Origin of the sequence: Thermoanaerobacter uzonensis DSM 18761 (genome assembly GCF_900129115.1) — a bacterium.
GTDB lineage: Bacteria > Bacillota > Thermoanaerobacteria > Thermoanaerobacterales > Thermoanaerobacteraceae > Thermoanaerobacter > Thermoanaerobacter uzonensis.
Genome location: NZ_FQUR01000014.1, coordinates 1 through 20222, shown reverse-complemented (window position 1 = coordinate 20222; position 20222 = coordinate 1). Strand labels below are relative to the sequence as shown.

The 20222-nt window shown below is 35.0% G+C and carries 19 protein-coding genes, 1 tRNA gene and 1 other annotated feature; of the genes, 19 read left to right on the top strand and 1 reads right to left on the bottom strand.

All coding sequences use genetic code 11. The features are described 5' to 3' along the window. The 5 genes from BUB32_RS08880 to radA all read left to right on the top strand — a co-directional run bounded on the left by BUB32_RS08880 (position 1) and on the right by radA (position 6785). On the top strand, positions 1 to 1020 hold the full coding sequence (locus tag BUB32_RS08880) for a protein arginine kinase (RefSeq protein WP_072969075.1): 1020 nt from the start codon (positions 1 to 3) through the stop codon (positions 1018 to 1020). Positions 1021 to 1032: 12 nt separating this feature from the next. Beyond that, positions 1033 to 3483, top strand: a complete 2451-nt coding sequence (locus tag BUB32_RS08875) for an ATP-dependent Clp protease ATP-binding subunit (RefSeq protein WP_072969074.1) — start codon at positions 1033 to 1035, stop codon at positions 3481 to 3483. A gap of 72 nt (positions 3484 to 3555) precedes the next feature. Continuing rightward, the gene (locus BUB32_RS08870; protein WP_072969073.1) at positions 3556 to 4020 is read left to right on the top strand and encodes a metal-dependent transcriptional regulator; all 465 of its coding nucleotides are present in this window, start codon (positions 3556 to 3558) and stop codon (positions 4018 to 4020) included. 95 nt (positions 4021 to 4115) lie between these two features. Continuing rightward, the gene (locus BUB32_RS08865; RefSeq protein WP_072969072.1) at positions 4116 to 5381 is read left to right on the top strand and encodes an Nramp family divalent metal transporter; all 1266 of its coding nucleotides are present in this window, start codon (positions 4116 to 4118) and stop codon (positions 5379 to 5381) included. 45 nt (positions 5382 to 5426) lie between these two features. Further along, entirely contained in the window at positions 5427 to 6785 is a 1359-nt protein-coding gene (radA, locus tag BUB32_RS08860; protein ID WP_072969071.1) for a DNA repair protein RadA, read from the top strand. 319 nt (positions 6786 to 7104) lie between these two features. Here radA and BUB32_RS08855 read toward each other — a convergent pair whose 3' ends face one another. Further along, positions 7105 to 7500: a nucleoside triphosphate pyrophosphohydrolase family protein gene (locus tag BUB32_RS08855; protein ID WP_029687920.1), complete on the bottom strand. Its 396-nt coding sequence runs from the start codon at positions 7498 to 7500 to the stop codon at positions 7105 to 7107. A 283-nt stretch (positions 7501 to 7783) separates the two neighbouring features. On the opposite strand from BUB32_RS08855, the gene BUB32_RS08850 reads away from it, so the two are divergent. The 14 genes from BUB32_RS08850 to BUB32_RS08785 all read left to right on the top strand — a co-directional run. Beyond that, positions 7784 to 8887, top strand: a complete 1104-nt coding sequence (locus BUB32_RS08850) for a PIN/TRAM domain-containing protein (protein WP_072969070.1) — start codon at positions 7784 to 7786, stop codon at positions 8885 to 8887. An 80-nt stretch (positions 8888 to 8967) separates the two neighbouring features. Beyond that, positions 8968 to 9651, top strand: coding sequence for a 2-C-methyl-D-erythritol 4-phosphate cytidylyltransferase (ispD, locus tag BUB32_RS08845; protein ID WP_029687922.1), 684 nt, complete (start codon positions 8968 to 8970; stop codon positions 9649 to 9651). Positions 9652 to 9717: 66 nt separating this feature from the next. After that, a complete protein-coding gene (locus BUB32_RS08840; protein WP_072969069.1) occupies positions 9718 to 10962 on the top strand; it encodes a lipase family alpha/beta hydrolase in 1245 nt (414 codons plus the stop codon). Continuing rightward, positions 10955 to 11452, top strand: coding sequence for a 2-C-methyl-D-erythritol 2,4-cyclodiphosphate synthase (ispF, locus tag BUB32_RS08835; RefSeq protein ID WP_200773872.1), 498 nt, complete (start codon positions 10955 to 10957; stop codon positions 11450 to 11452). The genes BUB32_RS08840 and ispF overlap by 8 nt, the downstream gene beginning before the upstream one ends. 44 nt (positions 11453 to 11496) lie before the next feature. After that, the gene (locus BUB32_RS08830; protein ID WP_072969067.1) at positions 11497 to 13209 is read left to right on the top strand and encodes a proline--tRNA ligase; all 1713 of its coding nucleotides are present in this window, start codon (positions 11497 to 11499) and stop codon (positions 13207 to 13209) included. A gap of 168 nt (positions 13210 to 13377) precedes the next feature. Continuing rightward, positions 13378 to 14835, top strand: coding sequence for a glutamate--tRNA ligase (gene gltX / locus BUB32_RS08825; protein WP_072969066.1), 1458 nt, complete (start codon positions 13378 to 13380; stop codon positions 14833 to 14835). Continuing rightward, positions 14833 to 15048, top strand: a binding site (T-box leader). It overlaps the preceding gene by 3 nt. A 34-nt stretch (positions 15049 to 15082) precedes the next feature. Further along, positions 15083 to 15748, top strand: coding sequence for a serine O-acetyltransferase (gene cysE, locus BUB32_RS08820; protein WP_072969065.1), 666 nt, complete (start codon positions 15083 to 15085; stop codon positions 15746 to 15748). After that, positions 15735 to 17135 (top strand): cysteine--tRNA ligase, encoded by a 1401-nt coding sequence (gene cysS / locus BUB32_RS08815; RefSeq protein ID WP_072969064.1) that lies wholly within the window; start codon positions 15735 to 15737, stop codon positions 17133 to 17135. Before cysE ends, cysS begins: the two co-directional genes overlap by 14 nt. Next, positions 17120 to 17548 carry a Mini-ribonuclease 3 gene (locus tag BUB32_RS08810; RefSeq protein ID WP_072969063.1) on the top strand — a complete coding sequence of 143 codons (429 nt, stop codon included), beginning with the start codon at positions 17120 to 17122 and terminating at the stop codon, positions 17546 to 17548. Before cysS ends, BUB32_RS08810 begins: the two co-directional genes overlap by 16 nt. Before the next feature lie 9 nt (positions 17549 to 17557). Continuing rightward, a complete protein-coding gene (rlmB, locus tag BUB32_RS08805; RefSeq protein ID WP_072969062.1) occupies positions 17558 to 18301 on the top strand; it encodes a 23S rRNA (guanosine(2251)-2'-O)-methyltransferase RlmB in 744 nt (247 codons plus the stop codon). Further along, positions 18301 to 18807 carry an NYN domain-containing protein gene (locus BUB32_RS08800; RefSeq protein WP_084727005.1) on the top strand — a complete coding sequence of 169 codons (507 nt, stop codon included), beginning with the start codon at positions 18301 to 18303 and terminating at the stop codon, positions 18805 to 18807. Before rlmB ends, BUB32_RS08800 begins: the two co-directional genes overlap by 1 nt. Positions 18808 to 18888: 81 nt before the next feature. Beyond that, positions 18889 to 19533: an RNA polymerase sporulation sigma factor SigH gene (gene sigH, locus BUB32_RS08795; protein WP_072969060.1), complete on the top strand. Its 645-nt coding sequence runs from the start codon at positions 18889 to 18891 to the stop codon at positions 19531 to 19533. Between the two features lie 61 nt (positions 19534 to 19594). Continuing rightward, positions 19595 to 19670 (top strand) — tRNA-Thr (locus BUB32_RS08790). A 141-nt stretch (positions 19671 to 19811) separates the two neighbouring features. Further along, positions 19812 to 20222 (top strand): GTP-binding protein (locus BUB32_RS08785; RefSeq protein ID WP_143152804.1); only part of this gene is annotated, 411 nt, incomplete at its 3' end.

Sequence of the window (20222 nt, the reverse complement as noted above, 5' to 3'; positions counted from 1 at the left end):
ATGCTTAAGTACGATAAAGATGTGGTATTGTCCAGTAGAATTAGACTTGCTCGAAATATAAAAGATATTCCTTTCCCTACGGTCATGACAGAAGAGCAGGGACGGAAGGTTATAGATTTGGTTAGAAAAGCTATATTAGGTAGTAATACTATTTTATCCACCCAATTTGTAGAGTATGAGATGAAGAAATTGACTCTTATTGACAGGCAATCACTTGTAGAAAAGCACCTTATAAGCCCTGACCTTTCACAAAATACAAAGAATGGTTATGCTCTTATAAAAGATGACAATACAGTGAGTATAATGGTCAATGAAGAGGATCATCTTAGAATACAATGCATATTAGAAGGATTAAGGCTTAATGAAAGCTGGGATACTGCTGATAAAGTTGACGATTTGATTGAAGAAACTATCGACTATGCCTATGATGAAAAGATAGGTTATTTGACTTCTTGTCCTACTAACGTAGGAACAGGGATACGAGCTTCAGTCATGGTTCATCTTCCCGCTCTTACTATTACTGGGCAAATAAGCAATATTTTAAACTCTGTGTCTAAAATAGGTATGGCAGTTAGAGGAATATACGGTGAAGGTACTCAAGCTTTAGGAGATATTTATCAAATTTCTAATCAAGTCACTCTTGGCCAAAGTGAAAGAGAAATAATTGAAAATATTGAAGGAGTAGCAAGACAAATTATCTCTAGTGAAAGAAAGGCTAGAGAGGACCTATACAAAAAACAGAGAATTCAAATAGAAGATAGAGTAGGAAGGGCTTTTGGAATTTTATCTCATGCAAAAGTGATGTCTACAAAAGAATACATGACTTTAATGTCTGACGTGAGGTTAGGAGCAGTTTTAGGAATATTAGATGTGGATATAAATAAAATTGATATTCTGACTACACATATACAACCAGCTAATTTACAAAAAATTTATGGCATTCAATTAGACCCATATGAAAGAGATGTTAAAAGGGCAGAATATGTAGTAAGTCAAATAAACAAAAACGATAATTTATAGGAGGTGTTTATTATGGCAATGTTTGGGAGATTTACAGAAAGAGCTCAAAAAGCTCTTTATTTGGCTCAAGAGGAAGCGAGGTCTTTTTATCATAATTATGTAGGAACAGAGCATATTTTGTTAGGATTATTAAAAGAAGATGAAGGAATTGCAGCAAGAGTTTTAAAAAAACTGGGAGTAACTTATGAGACTACAAGAGAAAAGGTATTGTCTTTGATTGGAATGGGTAATATCCCGGGAGACGTGGTAGGTTACACACCACGAGCTAAAAGGGTATTGGAATTGAGCCTTAGTGAGGCAAGAAGATTTAATACCAGTTATATTGGAACCGAGCACATTTTATTAGGGCTTTTGAGAGAGGGCGAAGGAGTTGCTGTAAGAATTTTAATGGAACAAGGTATAGATTTCAATAGAGTGAGAGAGGAGATTGTAAAAATGCTTAATGAAGAGCCTGCAGGAGGACCTGCAAAGGCTGCAAAAGTTAAAAATACAAATACACCTACTTTAAATCAATTTGGAAGAGATTTAACTGAGCTTGCAAGAGACGGCAAACTTGACCCTGTAATAGGGAGAGAAAAAGAAATTGAAAGAGTTATACAAATCTTAAGCAGAAGGACAAAGAATAACCCTGTCCTCATAGGTGAACCGGGGGTCGGTAAAACCGCTATTGTAGAAGGTCTTGCGCAAAAGATTGTAGAAGGAGAAATTCCCGAAATTTTGAAAGATAAAAGAGTTGTAACTTTAGACATGGCTTCTATGGTAGCAGGTACAAAGTACAGAGGCGAATTTGAAGATAGGTTAAAAACAGTATTAAATGAGGTTATAAAGGCAGGAAATGTGATACTATTTATAGATGAGATGCACACTTTGATAGGAGCAGGGGCAGCAGAAGGTGCAATAGATGCATCAAATATTCTAAAACCGGCACTTGCAAGAGGTGAAATTCAAGTAGTTGGAGCAACTACTTTGGATGAGTATAGAAAATATGTAGAAAGAGACCCCGCATTAGAGAGACGATTCCAACCAATAATTGTAGATGAACCAACTGTGGAGGAGACTATTGAGATATTAAAGGGACTGAGAGATAAGTATGAAGCCCATCATAGGGTTAAAATTACTGACGAAGCTTTAGAAGCAGCAGCTAGACTTTCTCACAGATATATTGCAGATAGATTTTTACCTGACAAAGCTATAGACTTAATAGATGAAGCAGCTTCTCGCGTAAGACTAAAGACAGTGACAGCTCCTCCAGAGATAAAAGAACTGGAAGATAAAATCAATGACCTTATAAAAGAGAAGGAAGAAGCGATAAGAACTCAAGAATACGAAAAAGCTGCAAAAATAAGAGATGAAGAACAAAAATTGAGAGAAGAATTAGAAAAATTAAAAGCTAAATGGCAACAAAATTCTCTTTCTAATGAAAAAAGTGTAGGACCTGAAGAAATCGCACAAGTCGTATCTCTGTGGACAGGAATACCTGTTAAAAAGTTAGCTGAAGAGGAATCAGAGAGATTGCTCCACTTAGAGGAGGTATTACATGAAAGAGTTATAGGACAAGATGAAGCAGTAGAAGCGGTGGCAAGAGCTATAAGAAGGGCAAGAGTGGGCTTAAAAGATCCAAAAAGACCAATAGGTTCATTTATCTTCTTGGGTCCTACTGGTGTTGGTAAAACAGAACTTACAAAGGCTTTGGCAGAAGCTCTTTTTGGTGACGAAAATGCTATGATTAGGCTTGATATGTCAGAATACATGGAAAGACACACTGTATCTAAACTTATCGGTTCACCTCCAGGATATGTAGGATTTGAAGAAGGAGGACAATTAACAGAAAAGGTAAGAAGAAAACCATATTCAGTAATATTGCTGGATGAAATTGAAAAAGCGCATCCTGACGTATTTAACATTCTCCTTCAAATATTAGAAGATGGACGACTCACAGATTCAAAAGGTAGAACTGTGGACTTTAAAAATACAGTTATAATCATGACATCAAATGTGGGAGCAGAACTTTTAAAAAGGCAATCTACCTTAGGATTTATGCCTCAAGAAAAAGAAGACAAAGCCTCTTATGACAAAATAAAAGAAACATTGATGGCAGAGTTGAGAAAGACCTTTAGACCTGAATTCTTAAATAGGGTGGATGAGATAATTGTATTTCATCAACTCTCAAAAGAAGATATTGAAAAGATTGCTGATATAATGATTAAGGAATTGAATAATAGACTAAAAGAGAACAACATTAAACTGGAGTTTACTCCTGAAGCTAAAGAGGAAATTATCAAACAAGGATATGACCCTAACTACGGTGCAAGGCCTTTAAGAAGAGTTATACAAAGAATTGTAGAGAATCAATTATCAGAATTGATGTTGCAAGGGGAAGTAAAACCAGGAGATGAACTTATTGTAACTGCTAAAGATGGTAAAATAGACTTTGTAAAAAAAGATGCTGTGCAAAAGGCTTAGCCTTGTGCTAAGTCTTTTTTTTATTTAAAGATAATATATATGCTATTGAAGGATTGAAAAAGGTGTGAGCATATGGAAAAAGATAAGTTTTATACTGTAAGAGGCTATCAGATTCATTTTCCTAAAGTAAACCAATTGACACCCGCTATGGAAGATTATATAGAGATGATCTATAGAGAAAGTTTAAAAAAACGATATATTCGTGTGAATACACTTTCTGAACTTTTAAATGTAAAGGCTCCTTCAACTACAAAAATGCTTCAGAGATTAAAGAAGTTAGGTTTTGTAGAATATGAAAAATATGGAGTTATAAATTTAACAGAAAAAGGGGAAAAAATGGGAAGATTTTTATTGGAGAGGCATTGCACTGTAGAAAAATTTTTAAGAAATTTAGGAGTTGAAGAGAGTTTATTGGACCAGACAGAATTAATTGAACACAATATATTCCTTGATACATTAGAAAAAATGAAGAAGTTTAATAAATTTTTAGAGGAAAATCCAGAAGTGAAAGAAAAGTATCAGAAAAATAACCCGTAAAAATGGGTTATTTTTTTGTGTAACAAGACAAAAGCTAAAGACATATTTTAAATAAGGCAAATAAATTTAGCTTTGTCTAAAATGGGGGGATTTATTTGGAAAATCGTGAATCAATTATAGCGACTAAAAAAGTTTTTTCTGTCCGTCAAGCCCTTAAAAAACTTTTAAAATATTTTGGGCCAGCTTTTGTGGTAAGTGTTGCTTATATTGATCCTGGAAATTTTGCCACGAATATAAGTGGGGGTTCTATATTTAACTACCATTTAATATGGGTGATACTTTGTAGCAATATTATGGCCATATTTTTGCAAATTATGTCTGCAAAATTAGGAATTGCAACGGGACGCAATTTACCGGAAATGTGTAATTTGATTTTTAAAAGGAAAGTTAATTGGCTTTTATGGATAACTGCAGAATTGGCGGCTATGGCTACAGATTTGGCGGAATTTTTAGGTGGTACTTTAGGATTGTATTTGCTTTTTCACATTCCTCTTATGTATGCAGGCCCTTTGACAGGAGTGATCACATTTATCATAGTTTATTTAGAAAAATATGGTCAAAAGATAGTTGAAATAGTGATTTTTGCTTTAGTTGCTATTATTAGCCTTTCTTATACTTTTGAACTTTTTTTGGCAAAACCAGATTGGGGAAAAGTGATGTATCATACTGTGATTCCTTCTATACCAAATGGAGAAGCTATGCTAATAGCTGTGGGAATATTAGGGGCGACAGTAATGCCCCATGTGATTTATTTACATTCTCAGTTAGTTCAATATAGAAATACGGGAAATACATTAGAAGAAAAGAAGGAACATTTGAGGATGGAAAAGATAGATATTTTAGTAGCAATGAATATAGCATTTATAATAAATGCGGCTATGTTAATAGTGTCAGCAGCTGTTTTTTATAAAAACGGCATAGTTGTTGGGTCTATTGAAGAGGCTCATATGTCTTTAAAACCATTGTTAGGGCCTTTGTCCAGTTGGGCTTTTGGCATTGCACTTTTGGCGTCTGGTTTGTCATCATCTGCAGTAGGTACAATGGCAGGTCAGACTATAATGAAAGGTTTTGTAGGGTTAAATATTCCACTAAATGTAAGAAGACTTATAACCATGATGCCAGCACTAATAATTATTTTATTAGGTATTGACCCTTTGAAGACCCTTATCATAAGCCAAGTAATTTTAAGTTTTGAACTTCCTATGGCTATAATACCAATGCTTTTAGTTACTTCTCAGAAAAAGCTTATGGGGGAATTTGTAAATACACCTATTGAAAAAGTCATTGGTATAATTGTGGCTTCTATTATAATCTTTTTAAATGGGCTGCTTCTGTATTTCACTTTTATGGGAGAGGTTTAAAATATGATATAATTAAAAGAGAATTTTGCGAAAGATGGTGGAGTTATGGCCAAATCAACTACAAAGTTTGTGTGTAGAGAGTGTGGCTTTGAAAGCAGTAAATGGATGGGAAGATGTCCTAATTGTGACAGTTGGAATTCTTTTGAGGAAGAAACGATAGAGGATTCAAAAAATTTTAGGAAAAATAAAGATAGATCGCAAATATTTCTTCTCGAAGATGTAACTTTTTCAGAAGAAGAAAGAATAAAGACAGGGATTGAGGAGTTTGACAGGGTTTTAGGTGGCGGAATTGTAAAGGGATCTCTTGTTTTAATAGGTGGTGACCCAGGAATTGGGAAGTCTACTTTGCTATTACAAGTAGCAGGTAATATTTCTGATAACAGAAAGGTACTTTATGTGTCAGGAGAGGAATCAATTCAACAGATTAAACTGAGGGCAGATAGAATTTTGAAAGAAAAGCAACAAATATATCTCTTGTGCGAAACAAATATAGAAGAGATAGAGAGAAAAATTGATGAGAATAAGCCGGATTTTGTTATTATTGATTCTATACAGACAATGTACACTGAGGAAAGTGAGACAATACCAGGAAGTGTGTCTCAGGTAAGGCAAGTGACTCAAAGGCTGATGGAAATAGCAAAACAAAAAGACATAAGTATTTTTTTGATAGGGCATGTTACAAAAGAAGGAGCAATAGCGGGACCCAAAGTTTTGGAACATATGGTAGACACGGTTTTATATTTTGAAGGGGATAGGACCCAGTCTTTTAGGATATTGCGGGCTGTAAAAAACCGTTTTGGTGCAACTCACGAAATAGGAGTTTTTGATATGGAGGAGGACGGGCTTTGTGAGATAAGCAATCCGTCTGAATTTATCCTCTCAAATAAGCCGAAAGATGTTTCAGGGACTGCTGTTGTATGTTCTATTCAAGGGACGAGGCCAATTTTAATGGAAGTTCAGTCTTTGATATGTAAGACTACTTTTGGAGTGCCGCGAAGAATGGCCACTGGATTTGACTACAATCGTTTTATATTGCTTTTGGCAGTTATAGAAAAAAGACTGGGCATAAATCTTTCGCAATTTGATGCATACGTAAATGTGGCTGGAGGAATGAAAATTCAAGAGCCAGCTGCTGACCTTGGAATAATTGCTTCATCTCTTTCTGGATATTTTAATATACCTATTCCTGAAGATGTTTGTTTTATAGGAGAGGTAGGATTGACGGGAGAAGTGAGAGGAGTCAGCAATATTGATAAACGAATAGGTGAAGCACAAAAGATGGGATTTTCTCAAGTTTTTATTCCTGAGATGAAAACAAAAGAAATAAAAAAGTTTGGAAATATAAAGGTTACTAAAATAAAGGACATAAAGGATATTATGGATTTTTTGAGAGAAAGAGAATAAAAAGCGTCTTCATAAGGAAGACGCTTCAGACTGTAGACAAACTTTCGTAAAGGAGATATTTTGCAATCGGTGCGACTTGTTACAAAGCGCTAACAAAACTTAGCAAGACCGAGGGTGGAGGCAGGGCCGAAGCCACGGATGGCGGAGGCGGGCACCTTAAGGCATGGATGCCACCTGACGGGGTACCCTGCCGGAGCCCGAAGGGGAAGCTTATGTTTTGTCGCTTTGGAACATCGGAGCGACGATGCAAAATATCTCCTTTGAATATTTTTTAACTTTGTCAACAAACTAAAGCGTCTCCATAGAAGAGACGCTTATTTTATAACATGTTAAATATGCCTAAAGTGTTTAACTCTTTGTGTTTTTTTAGGAGTATGTCGTAAAAATTAAGCCCTAAAACATTACACAAAGCGATTATGTAAAATACATTGTTACCTATTTCTGTTTCTATAACTTCTTTACAGTTTTCACAAAGTTGGCCTTCAAGATGGGTTTTGAAATATTTATGGGCTTCTTCCAAAGTTGCATCAGGAGGAGTTTCTTGTTTGGTGGCATTTATCCTTATGCAACCGCACTCGGTTACTGATTTAGCAACAGCTCTATTTATACGGGCACTGCTCTCTTGTATTTTTGTAAGTATGTCCATTATACTTCTGTGACGCAAGAGGTATTCATCTACTGTATTTTGAAGGTCGTCTACAATAATATCTTTCATTTTTTGGTCCACTCCCGTTCTATGAGTTTTTAAGACTTCTCTTGCTTTTATTATAGACTTAAACCATTACCATGTCAATATTTAGAATGGCATTTAAATACATTATATAGCATTAATGTAATTTTAATCTTTTATTAAATTGACAATCCATCTACATAAGTAGTATACTGTAATTAACAACCACTTTATACGTGTAAAAATTGTGAAATATTTTTATTTATTCCCCCTATACTACTTATAATAATGTGAAAAATAGCCAATAATAGAGATAGGAGGTGATAATGTGGTGTATAAAATTATAAGAGGTGGAATTGGATTACTGGGAATGGCGGCGGGCTTTGAATTGACAAAGCTTTTGCTAAATCTTGCAAAAGACCAGAATTTTGTGCTTATCCAGTTAAATTATTTTTCAACAGTGATAGCTTATGTTATAGGTACTTTAATAGGTGGAATCATATTTTATGTTATTTCTCCTAAATTTATAAAGTGGGGGAAAGACTTTGAACAGTGGTTGGAAGCAAAACTTCAGAATATGCCGATTGATGAAATTTTAATAGGAGCATTTGGGCTAATAGTAGGGCTTATTGTGGCTAATTTGCTGAGCGCGCCTCTTTATCCTATTTCAGTTATAGGTAAAGTAGTGCCAATTCTCTTGAATTTATTTTTGGGGTATTTAGGTATTAGAATTTCTTTAAAGAAAAAAGAAGATATTTTAAATGTGTTTTCCTTTATGAAAAAATTGGGACCGCAAAAGACTGCTAAAAACGAGTATAGTGGAGTCCCCAAAATTTTGGATACTAGTGTAATTATAGATGGTAGGATATTTGACATATGTAAGACAGGCTTTATTGAAGGCCCTTTAATAATTCCGGCTTTTGTATTAGAGGAATTAAGGCATATTGCAGATTCTTCTGATTCTTTAAAGAGAAATAGGGGGAGGCGAGGACTGGATGTTTTAAATAAAATACAAAACGAGTTAAATATCAAAGTAGAAATTGTAGATAAGGAAATTGATGCAGCAGAAGTAGATACAAAACTTTTGAAACTTGCCCAGATGCTAAAAGGCAAAATAATAACTAATGACTATAATTTAAACAAAGTAGCGGAATTTCACAGGGTCCCTGTTTTGAATATAAATGAACTTTCCAATGCGGTAAAACCAATTGTTCTTCCGGGAGAAGAAATGGTGGTGCAAGTTATTAAAGATGGCAAAGAGGCCGGGCAGGGGGTTGCTTATTTGGACGATGGCACGATGATTGTTGTAGACGGTGGCAAAAAATTCATAGGTAATACTATAGAAGTGCTTGTGACTAGTGTTTTGCAAACTGCCGCAGGAAGAATGATATTTGCAAAGCCCAAACAGGCAGAACAAGAAAAGGCTATATAAAAACGCAGGGAAACCTGTGTTTTTTTATAGGGAAATGATATAATTGGAGTGTGCATTATTTTACTTGTGAGGTAGAGAAAATGAATGCAAGTGCAGTTGTAGTGGCGGCAGGTAAAGGCATTAGAATGGGTCACACAGTAAATAAAGTATACCTTACTATAGCAGGTAAACCAGTTTTGTATTATTCTCTCAAAGCCTTTGATGAAATTGATTGGATTAAGGAAATTGTTGTTGTTGTATCAAAGGAAGAAATGGAATATTGCCAAGAAAATGTAGTAAAAAAGTATATTTTCAAAAAACCAATTAAATTAGTAGAAGGAGGTAGTGAAAGGCAGTATTCTGTTTATAATGGGATTACAAATACAAAGGTAGATTGCGAAATTATAGCAATTCATGATGGAGCAAGGCCTTTAATTGAGAAAGAAACAGTTATAAAAGCTTTAAAAGAAGCTTATTTACATAAAGCAGTAGCATTGGGAGTACCTGTTAAAGACACTATAAAAGTAGTTGATGGGAAAAATTTCATTTTAAATACTCCTGATAGAAAATATTTATGGGCAATTCAAACCCCTCAGGTATTTGAAAGGAATTTGATCATTAAAGCTCATCAAAAGGCACTGGAGGATGGTTTTTTGGGGACAGATGACACAATATTAGTGGAGAGATTGGGTTACAATGTAAAAGTAGTTGAAGGAGACTATAGAAATATAAAGATAACTACGCCTGAGGATTTGATTGTAGCAGAGGCTTTTTTAAAAAAATAACGTTTTTTGTGAATCCTCATATAATTTAATAGAGAATTTTCTATTAAATTGTATGAGGGTGATTTTATGGATAACCCTGTAGTTTTTGTACACGGGATATTTGGATCTATTTTCGTTCCAACCCCTTTAGGTAAAATATGGAATTTTGGCCCTGCGATTTATGCTTATAGTCCATTTATAGAAAATTTGGGCAAATTAGGCTTAGTAGAAGGGAAAAATCTATTTATATGTTATTATGAATGGTGGAAAAGTGTACCAGATTCTGTTAATACCCTTAAACTGACTATTGAGGAGGCAAAAGCTAAGACTGGCAACACTAAAGTAGATTTGATATGCCATAGCATGGGAGGACTTTTAGCGAGAAGTTATATAGAGAGCGATAAATATCAATTTGATGTGGATAGATTGATATTTTTAGCTACTCCCCATTTTGGAGCGGCAAATGCTTATTATGGTTGGGAGGGTGGTACTGTAGCCCCAGAGGATGATGATTTTATAAACATGCTCTTTAAAGGGTTTTTGTGGATTTTTTCAAAATTAAATGGAGAGAGTGATGCCATAACTGTTATTAGAAAATATATCCCCTCTGTGAAAGACTTAATGCCTTCTCGCGAATATGGGAATTATATTTTTATGTATCCTACTCGATATGATAAAATTTTGTTTAAAAATATTGAGTATATGAAAGTTATAAATGAATTTTTGAATAGTCTAAATGAACAAATAGGAATTTTATACGACAGAGTCAAGAAAATTTATGTTTTTTCAGGAGATGGAATATATACTAATAAGTTTATTCAAGTAGAAAAACCAGTAAGTGAGATAGTATGGCCAGATGGCAAGCCAGTAGGTGTAATAAGAGACGACAAAGGGGACGGTACAGTCCTTAAAAAAAGTGCGTTAGGGGTAGAAGGAGAAAAATTTATTGTAAAAACAGGTCATATTGGGATTTTAAATGATTCTATTCCTTATTTACAGGAAATATTGGGTGTTAAAGGAAAGCCACAAGTTTCTATTTTAGAAAAAGTTGTATCATATTTGAGTATGATAACGGACAAAAAAATTATAGTGCTGGACAGAAGTAAAAATGCTATAAGTTATGATATCTTTGGGAAATACACATGGCATCTAAATTTAAAGCCTGAAGGGGAATATCGCATTTCTGTAAGAGAGCCTTTTGTTTCGGAGGTATATATTGAGACTAATAAGGGAAATTTTGTAAAAAAGATTAAACCATCTCGCTTTGCAAGAGGCGTAAGTATGAGTTTAGAAGTTGATAAAGAAGGGAATTTTAGAGTAAAGGATGGTTGAAGTGAGAGTAGGGTTGGGATACGATGTCCACAAGTTTGAAAATGGAAGAAAGTTAATACTGGGAGGAATAGAAATTCCCTATGATAAAGGTTTGGCAGGCCATTCTGATGCAGATGTTTTAATACACGCCTTAATTGATGCTATTTTAGGAGCAGCTGGTTTAGGGGATATAGGTGAGCACTTTCCTGATACTGAGATAACCTATAAAGATATTGATAGTAGCCTTTTATTAAAAAAAGTGTTGGCAATAATAGGGAATAAATTCAGGCTAAATAATGTGGATTGTATTATTATAGCGCAAAGGCCTAAGTTATCTCCTTATAAAGAGCAAATTAGAATAAAATTATCAGAATTATTAAAAATTGAGAAAGAAAGAATAAATGTAAAAGCAAAAACAGAAGAAGGATTAGGTTTCACAGGTAGACAAGAGGGAATAAAAGCCTATGCTATTGTCAGTTTAGAAGAATTAGGTGTTGACATAAAAAAGTAGGTAAAATAAAATTTACTTAAAATTATGTACTTAGGAGGATGAAGATGAGACTATCGCAGCTGTTAGTTCCGACTTTAAGAGAAATTCCTGCTGAAGCTGAAATTCCCAGCCATATTTTAATGTTAAAGGCTGCATTGATGAGGAAATTGGCTTCAGGGGTATATATTTACTTGCCATTAGGGCAAAGGATACTTAGGAAAGTGGAGCAAATTGTAAGAGAAGAGATGGACAGAGCTGGCAGTCAAGAGGTATTAATGTCTGCTCTTATTCCAGCAGAACTTTTGAAAGAAAGTGGAAGATGGGATGTATTTGGCCCTGAGATGTTTAAGCTAAAAGACAGAAATGAAAGAGACTTTTGCTTGGGGCCTACACACGAAGAGGTTTTTACAGACCTTATTAGAAATGAAGTGAAGTCTTATAGGCAGCTTCCTCTTATTTTATATCAAATTCAAACTAAGTTTAGAGATGAAAGGCGCCCGAGATTTGGTGTCATGAGAAGTAGAGAATTTATAATGAAGGATGCTTACAGCTTTGATGTGGATTGGGAAGGCTTGGATAAGTCCTTTAATAAAATGTATGAGGCTTACTGCCGAATATTTGATAGATGTGGACTTAAATATTTGGTTGTAGAAGCTGATTCAGGTGCTATGGGAGGAAAAGACTCAAAAGAGTTTATGGTGATTTCTAGTATAGGGGAAGCAGCAATAGCTTACTGTGACAATTGTGGTTATGCTGCAAATGAGGAAAAGGCAGAATGCCTTATCAATCAAGAAATAGTTGAAGAAATGTTGCCAAAAGAAAAAGTATATACACCAAATGTTAGAACAATTGAGGAGTTAGTTAATTTTTTGGGAATTACTCCTGATAAATTTGTAAAAACGCTTATATACAAGGGAAAGGACAACGTTGTAGCAGCATTAGTTCGAGGAGATAGAGACTTAAACGAAACAAAGCTCTTAAATATTTTAGGAATAAGAGAAGAAGAATTAGAATTGGCAGATGCCTCAATAGTTGAAAAGGTTACAGGAGCAAAAGTCGGATTTGCAGGACCTATAGGATTAAAAGGAGAAGTAATTATAATAGTAGATAATGAGATTCCGGAGATGAGAAATTTTATAGTAGGAGCAAATGAGACAGATTATCATATTAAAAATGTCAACTATGGTAGAGATTTTAAAGCTGATGTTGTGGCGGATATCAAAAATGTTATTGAAGGAGATAAGTGCCCAAGGTGTGGTTCACCGCTTAAAATTGACAGAGGTATAGAAGTAGGACATATTTTTAAGTTGGGGACAAAGTACAGTGATGCATTGGGAGCTAAGTATGTAGATGAAGATGGGAATGAAAAGCCAATTATAATGGGCTGCTATGGAATAGGAATTAATAGAACGGTGGCGGCTATTATAGAGCAACACCATGATGAGAAAGGTATTATATGGCCTATGAGTGTTGCACCCTATCATGTGATTATAGTACCTGTCAATGTTTCTAATGAAGCTCAAAATCGAGTAGCAGAAGATATATATGTTGTTTTGCAAAAAGAGGGAATAGAGGTTTTAATAGATGATAGAGATTTGAGAGCTGGTGTCAAATTTAATGACGCCGATTTGTTAGGAATACCTATAAGGATTACAGTAGGGAAAAAAGTAGATGATGGAATAGTGGAAATAAAATTGAGAGAAAAAGAAGAAGCAGAAGAGGTAAAAATTTCTGATGTCGTAGAAAAGGTGAAAAATATTATAAAAGAGAAGATGTAAGGGGTTCCTTGAAGGGAATCCCTTATTTTGCATAAAAAAGTTTGTATGTGAAAAAATATTTGTCAAAATTACACACACAATTGTCACTTCATCTATTTAAAAAGCGCAAAATTTGTTATAATTAAATCTAGTATAAAGTATTAACTAAAAAAGGATGGAGTGACACACATGAGCAATTTGAGGGTTAGATTTGCGCCAAGCCCAACTGGAGCTATTCATATAGGGAATATAAGAACTGCTTTATTTAATTATCTCTTTTCAAGAAGTGAAGGAGCTACTTTTGTTTTAAGGATTGAAGACACGGACTTAGAAAGGTCTTCAAAAGAGTTTGAAGAATTGATTTTTAAAGAATTAGAGTGGTTAGGTATAGAATGGGACGAAGGGCCAGACAAACCAGGTCCCTATGGTCCTTATAGGCAAAGTGAAAGACTTGAAATTTATTATAAGTTTGCCCAGAAACTTATTGAAGAAAAAAAGGCATATAGATGCTATTGCACTCCGGAGGAATTAGAAGAAGATAGAAAAAAGGCAGTAGAAAGAGGAGATATACCTCGTTATTCTGGAAGGTGTAGGTATCTTACAAAGGAGCAAGAAGAGGCCTTTATAAGAGAGGGAAGAAAACCTGTAATAAGGTTTATTATTCCTGACGATGAAGTTATAGAGTTTGAAGACATGATAAAAGGAAAAATTACAATAAAAAGTGATACTTTAGGCGGAGACATGGTAATTGTCAAATCAGACGGAATGCCTACTTACAATTTTGCAGTTGTAATAGATGACGCTCTTATGAAGATTACCCATGTCATAAGAGGAGAAGACCATATATACAATACTCCGAAACAGATACTCATTTACAAGGCTTTAGGATTTGAAATTCCTAAGTTTGCCCATGCGCCTTTAATATTGGGGCCAGATAGGACTAAACTTTCTAAAAGGCATGGGAATACTTATATAGGCCAGTATAGAGAATTGGGATATTTGCCAGAAGCTATGTTTAACTTTTTATCTCTTTTAAGTTGGTCACCGGAGGATAATGTAGAAATCATGTCAAAAGAAGAAATAATACAGAAATTTAATTTCAGAAAGATTCACAGTGCCAATCCTGTTTTTGACATTGAAAAGCTTAATTGGATGAACCAACAGTATATACAAAAAAGTTCTATTGAGAGAATTATTGATTTGGCTATTCCTCATTTAAAAGCGGCAGGATACATTGACGAAATAGATGATGTGATGTATAATTGGCTAAAGGATGTGATATCTCTTTACAAAGATGGACTCCAATATGTGGCTCAAATTACTGAGAGAGCTAAGATGTTTTTTGTAGAAGAAGTTGAGTATACTGATGAAACAATGAAAATATTGAATAGTCCAAATAGTAAAACTGTACTGGAAACAGTTAAAAAAGCCATAGAGGAAGCTGATGAAATAACAGAGGAATATGTTAAAGATTTGCTTAAAAAATTGCAAAAAGAAACGAATGTAAAAGGTAAAGAATTTTTCATGCCAATCAGAGTAGCAATAACAGGAGAAGACCATGGACCTGAATTGGTGAAGATTATTCCTCTTTTGGGGAAGGATAAAGTGATAAATAGGCTTAAAAAAGCGATAAATTTAATAAAGTAAAAAGCGATGAGGAGAAGAGTATTGTAACATAAGCCTTCAGAGAAGAGCTACCATAGGCTGCGAGTAGCTCGAGGATATGTTATAAGAAGTGCATCTCCGAGCTGTATCCCTGAACTTTGAGTAGGGGGTTACCGGCCTTTGCCGTTATCTAAAATGAGTGGAGTTTAAAACTCAAGCAGAGTGGAACCACGGGAGTCCCCCCTCGTCTCTGAGATGAGGGGGGTAAATTTTTAAGGAGGTGTTTGGTATGTTTAAAACTTTAAAAGAAGACATCCAAGTTATTTTTGAAAGAGACCCTGCTGCCAAAAGCGTGCTGGAGGTTATATTATGTTATCCCGGGCTCCACGCTATAATACTACACAGAATTGCCCACTATTTGCATAAAAAAGGTTTAATTTTAATTCCCCGGCTTATTTCGCAGCTTAATAGATTTCTCACAGGGATTGAAATACATCCCGGTGCTAAGATAGGTAGGAGATTTTTTATCGATCACGGTATGGGAGTTGTAATAGGGGAGACTACAGAGATTGGTGACAATGTGACAATATATCAAGGGGTAACTTTAGGAGGTACAGGAAAGGAAAAAGGTAAAAGACATCCTACTATAAAAGATAATGTGGTTATAGGAAGTGGTGCGAAAGTATTAGGCCCTATAGTAGTAGGAGAAAATTCTAAAATTGGTGCGGGTGCAGTTGTTTTAAAAGATGTACCACCTAATAGCACAGTAGTCGGAGTACCTGCTCGCTGTGTAAAAAAAGATAATATACGTATAGCTTCTCCATATGTGGTGGATTTAGAGCATGGTAAACTTCCTGACCCTGTGGAAGAGGAATTGCAAAAATTAAGAAAGAGGATTGAAAGGTTAGAGCAAATTTTAATTGAAAGGAAGGAAGAGGAAGATGAAGCTGTATAATACTCTTTCAAGGACAAAAGAAGAATTGGAACCTTTAAATGATAAGATAGTGAACATGTATGTTTGTGGACCTACTGTATATAATTACATCCACATAGGAAATGCGAGGGCTTTTATTGTATTTGATACGGTAAGAAGATATTTAGAATATAAAGGTTATAAAGTAAATTACGTTCAAAATTTTACTGATATTGACGATAAAATAATTAAAAGAGCCCAAGAAGAAAATGTTACTACAAAAGAAGTAGCGGAAAAATATATAGACGAATATTTTAAAGATGCAGATAATTTGGGTATAAAAAGAGCAACAGTTCATCCTAAAGCTACAGAGCATATAGAAGATATAATCGAATTTATAAAGATTTTAATCGACAAAGGATATGCTTATGTGGTAAATGGAAATGTTTATTTTGAAACTGCAAAATTTAAGGATTACGGGAAGCTTTCTCACAAAAATATAGAAGAATTGCAGGCAGGCGCAAGAATTGAGATAAATGAAGAAAAGAAAAATCCATTGGATTTTGTTCTCTGGAAAGCTCAAAAGCCCGGTGAACCTGCGTGGGACAGTCCATGGGGAAAGGGAAGGCCAGGATGGCATATAGAATGCTCTGTTATGTCTACGAAATATTTGGGCAAAACTTTAGATATCCATGCTGGTGGTCCTGATTTGGTCTTTCCTCATCATGAGAACGAAATTGCTCAGAGTGAAGCAGCATATGAACAACCATTTTCCAAATATTGGATGCATATAGGGTATTTAAATATAAACAATGAAAAAATGTCAAAATCTAAAGGGAATTTCTTTACAGTAAGAGAAATAACAGAGAAATACAATCCTGAAGTTTTAAGACTTTTTATGCTTATGGCTCACTACAGAAGCCCCATTAATTTTAGTTTAGATTTAATGGAGCAGGCAAATTCTGCTTATGAAAGATTGTTAAATGCATTGGCCAATTTAAAACATTTGGCCAATGTGTGCAAGGATGGGGGATTAAACGAAGAAGAGAAGAAGTTGATGGAAAAGTTTGAAGAATATAAAAAAGAATTTGAAGAGGCAATGGATGACGATTTTAACACTGCGGATGCCATATCAGTTTTGTTTGAAATGGCAAAAACCGCTAATACAAATCTCAGTGGAAATTCTTCAAAGAAATTGGTAGAATATATTTTAGATATGTTTTTAAAACTCTCAGAAGTTTTAGGACTTTCTTACAGAGGCGTAGAGACTGAGCTCGATGATGAAGAAATACTTGCTTTAATAGAAGAAAGGCAAAAAGCAAGAAAAGAAAAGAATTGGAAGTTAGCTGATGAAATAAGAGATAGACTGAGAGAAAAAGGAATAATTTTGGAAGACACACCAGAGGGAGTAAGATGGAAAAGAGTATGATGGGGTTTTTGGAAAGTCCAGAGTTACTTACGAAGGAGGGGGTGTTAAGTTTATCCCCCCTTGTTTTAGCTTTTATTGGAGATGCTGTGTATAGTTTATACATTCGCACTAAAATTGTGGCTCAAAAAAATCAGTCTGTTAATTTTTTGCACAAAGAGACAATTAAGTACGTAAAAGCCAAAGCTCAGGCAGAATCTGTAAAAAGAATTTATGATTTTCTCACAGAAGAGGAAAAAGATATAGTTAGAAGAGGAAGGAATATGAAGTCTAATACTACACCTAAAGGAGTAGAAGTACAGGCTTATAGATATGCTACGGGATTTGAAGCTTTGCTAGGTTATCTTTATCTTGCAGGAGAATTTAAAAGACTAAAAAACATTCTTGAGCTTTCTGTACAAGTTATTGAAGAATAGGTGATGGTTATGAAAGAGCAGGATATAATTTTTGGTAGAAATCCAGTAATCGAAGCCATAAAAAGTGGGAAGGAAATCGAAAAAATATACGTTTCTAAAACAGCAGGAGGAAATATTTCAAAGATAATAAATTTTGCAAAAGAAGCAGGCATTGTAGTTTCTACTACTGATAATGACACTTTAAGTAAACTGGCCGGTGGTCGAAATCACCAAGGAGTCGTAGCTTTGTCTGCTGTATATCAATACTTTGAAGTAGAGAACCTTTTGGAATATGCTGAACAAAAGAAAGAAAAACCTTTTTTGCTGATATTAGATGAGATAACTGACCCTCACAATTTGGGTGCGATTATAAGAAGCGCAGAGGCTTTTGGGGTCCACGGGATAATAATTCCAAAAAGGCGGGCTGTAGGGGTAAATGCTACTGTTGTAAAAACTTCTGCTGGAGCAGTAGAATATATGAGGATAGCAAAAGTATCAAATATTAACAATACAATACGAGATTTAAAAGAAAGAGGCGTATGGATAGTTGGAACGGATGTAAACGCGGAAAAAAGTTTTGAAGAGCTGAATTATGATTTTCCTGTTGCTTTCGTTATTGGGAATGAAGGGAAAGGGGTTTCTAAATTAGTTTTACAAAATTGTGATTTTATAGTAAAAATCCCTATGAAAGGTAAGGTAAACTCTTTAAATGCTTCTGTAGCAGCCTCCATTTTAATTTATCAAGTACTTTTAAAAAGAAAAGATAAGGCGTGATGTCCTTGTACATGTTGGTGGATGGTTATAATGTAATAAATAATTGGCAAATACTAAAAGAAGAAGCACAAAAAAAATTGCAAGATGCGCGGGACAAGTTAATAGATATGTTGGCTGATTTTAAAGGATATTCAGGTATAAATATAATATTAGTTTTTGATGCAATGTATGTAAAAGGAAGTTTAGAAAAACATGAAGAAATTAGTGGCATTGAGGTCGTTTACACAAGAGAAGGCGAATCGGCAGATCACTTTATAGAATTAAAAGTGGTAGAATTAGCGAAAAAGGAGCAAGTAATTGTGGTAAGTTCTGATTGGACTGTGCAACAGGTAGTTTTAGCTCATGGTGCAATAAGAATGTCTGCAAGAGAGCTTTACGAAGAGATGAATAAATACATTGAAAGTCATAAAAAAAGCTATGTGAATACAATTTATAAAGACAATTTGGAAGAACGACTTGATAATGAAATAGTAAAAAAACTGCGTAAAATGGCAGAAAACAGTTAAAATTAGCTTGACTACCTTTACCAATATAATGTATAATTATAACGTATAAAGTTGCCGGAATAATAAATGGGGGCGGTATTGGTGAAATCTGGGGCGCAGCAGGATTACTATCAACTCTATGATCAAATGGAAGAAGAGGAGGTAGTTTTTAGAGCTCAAAAAGGCGATGAAATTGCTTTAGAATACCTTATTGAAAGGTATAAAAGCTTTGTAAAAGCAAAAGCTCGTGCTTATTTTTTAGTAGGTGCGGATAAGGAAGATATTATTCAAGAAGGGATGATAGGCCTTTATAAAGCAATTCGGGATTATAAAAGTGACAAGCTCACTTCTTTCAAGGCTTTTGCGGAATTATGTGTGACTCGTCAAATTATTACTGCTATTAAAACTGCAACAAGGCAGAAGCACATACCGCTTAATTCTTATGTTTCCCTCAATAAGCCCATCTTTGATGAAGAATCTGATAGGACTCTGATGGACGTTGTTTCTACCCAGTGCATTGCTGACCCTGAAGAGTTAATAATAAGCAAAGAGGAATACGTTAACATTGAGAGCAAGATGGAAGAATTATTGAGCGGCTTAGAGTGGGAGGTCTTGGTATCATATTTAGATGGTAAGTCTTATCAAGAAATTGCTGAAGATTTAAATAGGCATGTTAAATCCATAGATAATGCTCTACAACGGGTAAAAAGAAAATTAGAAAGATATCTTGAAATGAGGAACAGCTAACTATTGACATTTAGAAAACTTTATAGTAAAATCAAAAATCGGAGTCGTGATATTCCCTTTTGCCCACGTAGCTCAGTAGGCAGAGCGTCGCCTTGGTAAGGCGGAGGTCACCGGTTCGATCCCGGTCGCGGGCTCCAATTTTGTTATTGAAGTTTTTTTTATTATACAAGGTTTGGAATTTTTTAAAGCACACGAATAAAGATGTATAAAGTGTCATTTTTGTGACATAATTTTAAGAAACACCAGGATAAGTTTATTGTGTAAAGGAGGAAAAGAGGATGGCGAAGCAAAAATTTGAGAGGAAGAAGCCCCACGTAAACGTAGGGACGATAGGTCACGTAGACCATGGAAAGACGACATTGACAGCAGCGATAACGATGGTATTATCGAAGGCAGGGATGGCAGAGGCTAAGGGATATGATGAGATAGACAAGGCACCAGAGGAGAAAGCAAGGGGAATAACGATAAACACGACTCACGTAGAATATGAGACAGAGAAGAGGCACTATGCACATGTAGACTGTCCAGGTCACGCAGACTATGTAAAGAACATGATAACAGGGGCAGCGCAGATGGACGGAGCGATATTGGTAGTATCAGCAGCAGATGGTCCGATGCCCCAGACGAGGGAGCACATATTATTAGCGAGGCAGGTAGGAGTGCCATATATAGTAGTATTTTTAAACAAA

Coding starts and splice junctions, on each gene's coding strand:
- BUB32_RS08880 (WP_072969075.1), top strand. CDS start 1: ATGCTTAAGTACGATAAAGATGTGGTATTGTCCAGTAGAATTAGACTT.
- BUB32_RS08875 (WP_072969074.1), top strand. CDS start 1,033: ATGGCAATGTTTGGGAGATTTACAGAAAGAGCTCAAAAAGCTCTTTAT.
- BUB32_RS08870 (WP_072969073.1), top strand. CDS start 3,556: ATGGAAAAAGATAAGTTTTATACTGTAAGAGGCTATCAGATTCATTTT.
- radA (WP_072969071.1), top strand. CDS start 5,427: ATGGCCAAATCAACTACAAAGTTTGTGTGTAGAGAGTGTGGCTTTGAA.
- BUB32_RS08855 (WP_029687920.1), bottom strand. CDS start 7,500: ATGAAAGATATTATTGTAGACGACCTTCAAAATACAGTAGATGAATAC.
- ispD (WP_029687922.1), top strand. CDS start 8,968: ATGAATGCAAGTGCAGTTGTAGTGGCGGCAGGTAAAGGCATTAGAATG.
- BUB32_RS08840 (WP_072969069.1), top strand. CDS start 9,718: ATGGATAACCCTGTAGTTTTTGTACACGGGATATTTGGATCTATTTTC.
- ispF (WP_200773872.1), top strand. CDS start 10,955: ATGGTTGAAGTGAGAGTAGGGTTGGGATACGATGTCCACAAGTTTGAA.
- BUB32_RS08830 (WP_072969067.1), top strand. CDS start 11,497: ATGAGACTATCGCAGCTGTTAGTTCCGACTTTAAGAGAAATTCCTGCT.
- gltX (WP_072969066.1), top strand. CDS start 13,378: ATGAGCAATTTGAGGGTTAGATTTGCGCCAAGCCCAACTGGAGCTATT.
- cysE (WP_072969065.1), top strand. CDS start 15,083: ATGTTTAAAACTTTAAAAGAAGACATCCAAGTTATTTTTGAAAGAGAC.
- cysS (WP_072969064.1), top strand. CDS start 15,735: ATGAAGCTGTATAATACTCTTTCAAGGACAAAAGAAGAATTGGAACCT.
- BUB32_RS08810 (WP_072969063.1), top strand. CDS start 17,120: ATGGAAAAGAGTATGATGGGGTTTTTGGAAAGTCCAGAGTTACTTACG.
- rlmB (WP_072969062.1), top strand. CDS start 17,558: ATGAAAGAGCAGGATATAATTTTTGGTAGAAATCCAGTAATCGAAGCC.
- BUB32_RS08800 (WP_084727005.1), top strand. CDS start 18,301: ATGTCCTTGTACATGTTGGTGGATGGTTATAATGTAATAAATAATTGG.